Annotated in this window: 2 protein-coding genes and 1 pseudogene; all 3 read left to right on the top strand. The window is 35.9% G+C overall.

All coding sequences use genetic code 11. From position 1 onward, the window contains the following. Positions 1 to 299, top strand: a pseudogene (locus ABID39_RS07255) (hypothetical protein); the annotation flags it as partial. A 665-nt stretch (positions 300 to 964) separates the two neighbouring features. Then, positions 965 to 5,950 (top strand): DEAD/DEAH box helicase, encoded by a 4,986-nt coding sequence (locus ABID39_RS07250; RefSeq protein ID WP_354187422.1) that lies wholly within the window; start codon positions 965 to 967, stop codon positions 5,948 to 5,950. A 1,401-nt stretch (positions 5,951 to 7,351) separates the two neighbouring features. Further along, complete coding sequence (locus ABID39_RS07245) at positions 7,352 to 8,122, top strand: LbetaH domain-containing protein (protein WP_354187420.1); 771 nt, start codon at positions 7,352 to 7,354, stop codon at positions 8,120 to 8,122. Positions 8,123 to 8,285: the final 163 nt, after the last annotated feature.

Genomic DNA, 8,285 nt, shown 5'->3' with positions numbered 1-8,285 from the left:
AATATTTGTTCAGTCATGTCAAAAGGCTTTATGCGGCGGCGGATAGCTTAGCAACAGAGGGGGCAAAATTGATTGTCGAGCGCTGTGATCATTTATCCGATGTTTTTACTTTACGTGATATTCATCAAAGAAGTTGGATCGGTTTAACAGATAATAGAGCCGTTAAGCAAGCTTTAGAGCTCTTATGTCGTTCCAATCATATTCGTCAAATAGCAAGTGAAAATAGCTCACAAGGTGGTCGCCCTACCATACGTTATGAATGGCACCCTTTCGTTAAAAACAACAGCATCAAACAATGAAGTCATTGTAATCTTTTGTTATCCTTAAAACCTTCAAAGATCTTATCGTACCAACAGAGGGTTTACAAAGTATCTTTGAGGGTTTTGGTTTTATAATTTTTTAAAGAAGAAACATACAGAGGTCCTTTTAAATCTTGTGTCAAAGATATCCAAAACACAACCTCTAAGGTTTTGACGGGGTTTTGAGTTTTGAGGGTTGCCCCTTTTAGATAAAAAAACGATAAAAAGTAAAAACGTTATTTTTCAATAGGTTAAGATTTTACAGATCTTAAAAAAACAACTCATATTGATAACACAACCTATAAATTCAACTAATAATATACGTTTTGAGGGGGTTTTGACGATTTTTACACCTTCAAAACCTATAAGGAAAATTCGTAATAAAATCTATCAAAACACTCATTTTGATATTTTAAAGCACATAGTGAATTTATCTTGATTAACCCGTGAAACGAACAGCAAATTTCACTACTTTGCTGATCTTATTCCATGTCATAGCCTGTGGATAAATAGCCTTTAAAAACCCTTTTAAAAAAAATATCGGCTTTTTTCGCATTTTTCTGCATTTTTTTCACCATTTACTCAAAATGGATTTAATAAGCTTCGTTTTGATTCTTTTGAAGAGAATTAATCAATAGAATATATTGTCATGGAGTTTATCCTTTATGTCTTACCCTCTTTATTCTGATAACAAACATGTTACTTTACGCTCTCTCTTACAATCCTATCGTGAACAAGCGATATCAGAGCAAGAAAAGCAAGCCGCTTTTGAAAAGTTTGTCATAGCTTATTTGACGCAAGACCCGCTTCAAAAGCAAGAATACGAAAAGATTCAAACTTATAGAGAGGTCGCAGACGAAAAGGGTTGGAAAGGAAGCGATACAGACACCGATATTGATTTGGTAGCGAAAATTCGTGATCAAGAGGATTACGTTGCTATTCGCTGTCAATTTTATGAGACTAATCATCAGATTAGCCAAGACGATATTGAAAGCTTTATCGCCATTTCTGGTAAAAAGAGATTTAAATACCGTCTTCTGATTGATAGCACGGAAAAAGACTTAAGCGAAAATGCCCATACCATGATTGAAGGGCAAGCTGTTCCAGTTTATCGGATTAATCTCTTTGATATGGAAAATAGTCCTATCGATTGGGGGATCTTTGATAAGACAGGCAATATTGTTCTTTACGAGCAAACGAAGAAAAATCTTTTAGATCATCAAAAAGAAGCGCTCAAAGCGGTTTGTGAGGGGTTAAAAGAAGCAGACCGTGGCAAGTTGATTATGGCCTGTGGAACGGGCAAGACCTTTACTAGCCTTAAGATAGCAGAACACATAGCAGGAATTGGAAAGCATGTGTTGTTTTTGGTGCCCTCCCTTGCCCTGATGTCCCAAAGCATCCGTGAATGGACAGCCGATGCACAAGTGCCCTTGCGTTGCTTTGCGGTGTGTTCCGATAAGCAAATCGGCAAGCGTCGTAAAAACCAAGAGGATGATGGAGAATTATCGGCATCCGATTTAGCCCTCCCTGCTACAACCGATGCCTCTAGGCTTGTCGAGAAAGTAGGAAACTCTTCTCCCCATGCGATGAGTGTTATTTTTGCGACCTACCAATCGATCCAAGTGATTGTTGATGCGCAAAAGGATCATGGTTTAGCAGCCTTTGATTTGATCATTTGCGATGAAGCACACCGTACTACTGGGGCTTCATTGGGAACAGAGGACAGTGAATCTGATTTTATCAAGGTTCATGATAACAGTCTTATTCACGGTAAAAAACGTCTATATATGACAGCAACACCTCGTATCTTTAGTGACCATGCTAAAAGGCGTGCCGATGAGGTTGATGCTGTTTTAGCATCTATGGATAATGAAGCCATTTATGGAAAGGTTCTTTATACCTACAGTTTCACCGATGCGGTCAAGAATGAACTGTTAACTCCTTATAAGATTATTGTTCTGGGTGTTGATGAGGGGGAAATCAGTAAAACCATGGAGATGCCTACCACAAGTAAAGACTATGAACTTGCTTTGGATGATAAAACAAAAATTGTTGGCTGTTACCAAGCTTTAACCAAACTGGATCTAAAAGCTGATCTTGGAGATGATACGGCTCCCATGCGCCGTGCCTTGGCTTTTTGTAAAGATATCAAGACCTCTAAACGTATCCGTGATACCTTCCAAGGAAAAGGTGTTAAGAGGATTTTCAACAGACTTTATCAAAACCACCCCGATACGCCCCCTCTAATTTGTGAAGTTGATCATATTGATGGGAAGGATGGCGCCAAAGAACGGTCAAGAAAACTGGATTGGTTGGAAGAAAATGTGGGAGAAAATCATTGCCGTGTGCTCACCAATGTAAGATGCCTCTCTGAGGGGGTGGATGTGCCTACACTGGATGCGGTGATGTTTTTACACCCGCGTAAAAGCCAAGTGGATGTGATACAGGCAGTAGGGCGTGTGATGCGGCGCGCAAAGGGTAAAAAAAGAGGCTATATCATTTTACCCGTTGGGGTCCCTGCTGGGATTGACCCCGAAAAAGCTTTAAAGAACAATAAAAAATACAGTGTTGTTTGGCAAGTTCTCAATGCTCTGCTTTCTCATGATGAGAATTTTAGCAAAACGCTCAATCAGATGAATTTAGGACAAGATGTAAGTCCTATTTTAGAGATTATAACGGTTTCTCAAAATATGGATTTAGAGAATGTCACCACGGTTGTTGATGATATCCCTCTTCAAGCAAGACCAGAGCATGCAAGCGCAAGTAATGTATATCCATTGCGTAAATCGCTTTCCACTCATCATGGACAAACAAGCTTCAACTTTATGGCGGCATTTCCTCGTGCCCTTAAAACGGTTCTGATTAAAAGGTCGACCCTTTCTGATTATTGGGGCATTTGGGCGAACAATGTTGCTGAGATTGCTCAAAACCATATCAATCATCTTAAAGATATTCTTTCTGATGAGAAAGGCAAAGCGCGGTGTGCTTTTGATGCCTTTCATAAGGAATTAAAGAGCAATTTAAACGACAGTATTACGCAAGAGGAAGCGCTTGAGATGTTAGGACAACATCTTGTCACGCGTCCCGTGTTTGAAGCCTTGTTTGAGGGCAATGAATTTGTCCAAAACAATAGCATCTCACAAGCCATGGAAAGGATTTTAGCTGAGTTGGATAAAACCAATATCAAGCAAGAGTCTATAGAATTACAAGGGTTTTATAACAGTGTAAAATTCCGCGCTTCTGGGATTACCGAACCCCATGCAAGACAGAACCTTATTATCAAACTTTACGAGGATTTCTTTTCCAAGGCATTTAAGAAAACCACGGATAAGCTTGGGATTGTTTATACGCCCGTTGAGGTTGTGGATTTTATCATTCATTCTGTTGATGATATTTTACGCAATGAATTTGGAAAAAGTCTAGGATCACGTGGTGTTTCTATTCTTGACCCTTTCACGGGAACGGGTACCTTTATCACAAGGCTTTTACAATCTAATCTCATCAAATCAGAGGATATGGAATATAAATTCCGTCATGATATCCACGCCAATGAGATTGTCTTGCTAGCCTATTACATAGCAGCGATTAACATTGAATCAACTTATCATAGTCTTATGAAAGGTGAGTATATTCCTTTCAAACATATTGGTTTGGCTGATACGTTTCAGATGCTTGAAGAGAAGAATCTGCTACAGGAATTATTCAAAGAAAACAGTGAATATTTAGAACATCAAAAGAAACTGGATATCAAAGTTATCTTTGGTAATCCTCCTTATTCGGTAGGACAAAAAAATGAAAATGATAATGCAAAGAACACTCCCTACCCGATATTAGATAAACGGATCAGTGAAACTTATGCGGCTCAATCGAAAGCAAGTAATATACGAGCGCTTTATGACAGTTATATACGTGCTATTCGTTGGGCGAGTGACCGTATTGATAATGCTGGGGTAATCGGTTTTGTTTCTGGTTCAAGCTATATAGAAAAGCCAGCAATGGATAGTTTACGAAAATCTTTAGCCAAAGAATTTACGAGTATTTATGTACTTAATTTACGAGGTGATATCCGTAAAAATATGATGAATAAAAATAACGCTCAAGAAGGTGAGAATATTTTCGGCAATGGTAGTATGACTGGTATTGCGGTAACGCTATTTATCAAAAATCCCAATGCTATTGGACCTTGTAAAATTTATTATCATGATATTGGTAATAATCGTACGATAAAAGAAAAACTTACAGCTCTTGAATACTTTGGTAGTGTTGGTGGTATTACACGTAAACAAAGCTGGCAAATGATTACACCAGACAAGTACGGTGATTGGATCAATCAACGTGATGACAGTTTCAAGACATTCCTAGCTCTAGGTGTTAAAAAAGGGGATGATAAAAAGCTATTTGAAACTTATTCTCGCGGTATTATGACGAGTCGGGATGCTTGGGTATATAACTCAAGTCATGATGTTTTAGCAAAAAACATGCACAACATGATTAACTTCTATAATAACGAAGTAGAACGATTTAATGATGCCTACCCCCATGCTGATCGTAAAACACGTGCAAAGTCTATAGACCACTTCGTCAATACAGATGAGAGAAAAATAAGTTGGAGTAGTAGTTTAAAAGAAGAATTGGTAAGAAGAAAATTTTCTGAATTTGAGAATGATTGTTTAATTCAAAGCCTTTATCGTCCTTTTACACAACAATGGCTCTACTACAATCGTATTTTTAATGAAAGAACTTACCAAACGCCGTGGATATTCCCTATAGGGAAAGCGGTTGAAAATAAGGTAATACAAATTTCAGGCATGGGAACTCAATCAGGTTTTTCTGTTTTGATAGCTAAGTCTATACTTGATCTTCATGTTGTGCATAATGGTCAATGCTTTCCACGCTATATTTACGAAGACACTACAGTTTCAAAAAGTAAAAGTGAAAAACAATCCCATTTATTTACAAATTCTACAGAGAAAAACACAACATCTGGTTTACAGAGACGTGATGCCATTACGGATGAAGGACTAGCATATTTTAAAATGGCTTATCCTAATGAAACCATAACAAAAGATGATCTATTCTATTATGTTTACGGTCTACTTCATTCAGAAGATTATCGCTCTCGTTATGCTGATAATTTATGCAAAGAATTACCTCGTATCCCTTGTGTAAAGAGTGCTGATGATTTTTGGAAATTTGTAACAGCAGGGCGTGAATTGGGTCATTTGCACGTGAATTATGAAGATGTAGAGCCTTATCCAGTGACCTTTAAAAAGGGTAATCCAAAAGTTACAGAGATCTCTAATCCCGAAAAATTCTATTACGTGACTGAAATGAAATTTTCTGGGAATAGTAAGGAAAAGGATAAATCGACTATTTTTTATAATAGCAATATTACCATAACAGATATCCCTCTTGAAGCTTATGAGTATATCGTCAATGGCAAACCCGCTCTTGAATGGGTTATGGGGCGTCAGTGCGTTAAAACTGATAAGAAGAGCGGCATTGTCAATGATGCTAATCGCTATGCTGTTGAAACCATTGGCAACCCTGCCTACCCTCTAGAGTTATTTCAAAGGGTTATTACCGTAAGTTTAGAAACCATGAAAATCGTTAAGAACTTACCAAAATTAGAACTAAGAGAAACTGAATAGACTTGGCATGCTCACATAATGGGTATGTTAATCTCACAAGGGGTATAGAGCTTATAACGATAATCTATACCTCTCTTGTTAAGCTGATTAGATACAATCTTTTAAATAATAGTTTATATGCGTTATTCTAAAAAGAAATCCCATCTTAAAGTGAATAGGCTTCTTTTGAATTGCCTTTAAAAGATTATATCGTAATCTAAAATGATAACTTTATGCTTTTCAAAAGCTTTGTTTAAAGAGAGTTATGTATATTCATTTTGCTTATAGGTTTTGAAGGTGTAAAAATCGTCAAAACCCCCTCAAAACGTATATTATTGATTGAATTTAGAGATTATATTATCAATATGGGTTGTTTTTTTAAGATCTATAAAATATTAACCTATTGAAAAATAACATTTTTAATTTTTATCGTTTTTTTATCTAAAAGGGGCAACCCTCAAAACTCAAAACCCTGTCAAAACTCATAACTATAATGATCTTGATAGCATCTCTTATGAGTTACAAGCTATCTTTTGAAAAGCTTTAAAGGATCATATGATTTTCATAAAGCACGTTGTAATCAATTCTCTAAAATCATAAGGTTATCATTCAAAAGAACTGATAAAAATTCATAAAAGGGATTTTGCTAATCTCTATAATTATCAGTTTCTATTGAGATGTTTTCATAACAATCTATAAATCGTAATTATCCTATATCCTATTTATCGTTTCTCTTATGAAAATGAAAAATGATGCCATGGCTATAAAGCATATAACAGCTATAGAGAATGCGTAAAAATAACAGCCTTATTTGAATAAAGCAAAAATGCAAATGAATGCGTTGGTTATAAAGATCATCTCTATAAAAAACTGTTAAGTTGCAAATGTGTTATAAACAAAATTCACAAAAAAATTAAAAATCATTTAGTGAAAAAAACTGATAGGTTATAAAGATAAAAATACGCATTATGAGAGCGTTTCTAAATATTATAAATGTATAGATTCAAAAAAAACACAATCGTTTCATAAAGCCCATAATATAGCTTTAAAAGCACATAAATATAAAAGAAGCAATTAATAAGCACATGATATTATCAATACATAACGTATCTAAAAAATACAAAAAATATCAAAAAAAATAAAATATTATTTGACAATAAATACGTATTTTGTTATATAAATAATCAAGTGCTTAACAACACTAAACAAACAGCGGGTAGATTACGAAACAATCTTTCCCATCTTTTAAAATACTGACTGTCTTTTATGTTATGATTAGCATATAATGATTATGTCGGGTGTGGTTACACCATACAATACTCTTTATGAGAAAAGTGTAACGACGGACTGTTTGCCGTGTTTGTTAGCACCCGGCGCCCTTCTGGGCTGTCAATAACAATATTATTCAAACAGGTTTTAAATATGACAAATATATCAAAAAACACCCCCGTTCTCTCTAACATTGCAAATGAAATCGCATCTGTTAATCAACAAGAGCCTGCAAAAAAATACGAATTTATTGATGATGGTGAATATATCGATGGTCATTTCTTAACGCGAATTAGAGCTTTAAGAGATTTTGATGATGTCAAAAAAGGCGACCTCGGGGGCTATATTGAAAGTGAAGATAATCTCTCTCATGAGGGAAATTGCTGGGTTTATAATAAAGCACGCGTCTTTCAAAATGCACGGGTTTTCGGAAATGCGAAAATCAAAAGCTTTTTTGTTGACGTATATGGTAATGCTAAAATTTATGGTAATGCTATTTTTGAAGGAAGAACATTAAAGGACAATGCTAAACTTTCAGGCAATGCTCATGCTAGCAATGCCGTTGTAATTGAAGGCAATGCACAACTTTATGATAATGCCTATGTAACTGACTATGCTCATATTTCTGATAACGCCGTGATTTGTGATAATGCTCATGTTGGAGGCAATGCAAAAATAAGTGGCTCTGCTTATATTTGTGATGATGCACGTGTTTTTGATGATGCCATGGTTTGTGATGCTCTTATCTCAGGCAATTCTTATATTCATAGCAATGCCTCTCTAACTGCTAATGAAGATATTTGTGATGATGCATATCCCGAATTTGGTAGTGAAGATGATTATTATCGTCATGAGTATTATGCTGATTGTGAGGGGTATTATGACGATGATAATGACAGCGAATATGAAAGTGACGCTGCATAAATAACGCGCGGGCGCGGCGGGGGCGCCCCTCTTTAAGACATCTCATTCTAAAATTTAATCTTTTTATAAAGGAATTGTGCTATGCAAAAAAAGTTTGCACTCACAAATGAGACACGTGTATTTAATAATCAAACTCTTTATCGCATTAAAGCATTAAAAGACT

Source organism: Bartonella japonica (assembly GCF_040545385.1).
Classification (GTDB): Bacteria; Pseudomonadota; Alphaproteobacteria; order Rhizobiales; family Rhizobiaceae; genus Bartonella; species Bartonella japonica.
The sequence above is the reverse complement of the archived record's forward strand: the minus strand, read 5'-3'. Positions and strand labels throughout refer to the sequence as shown.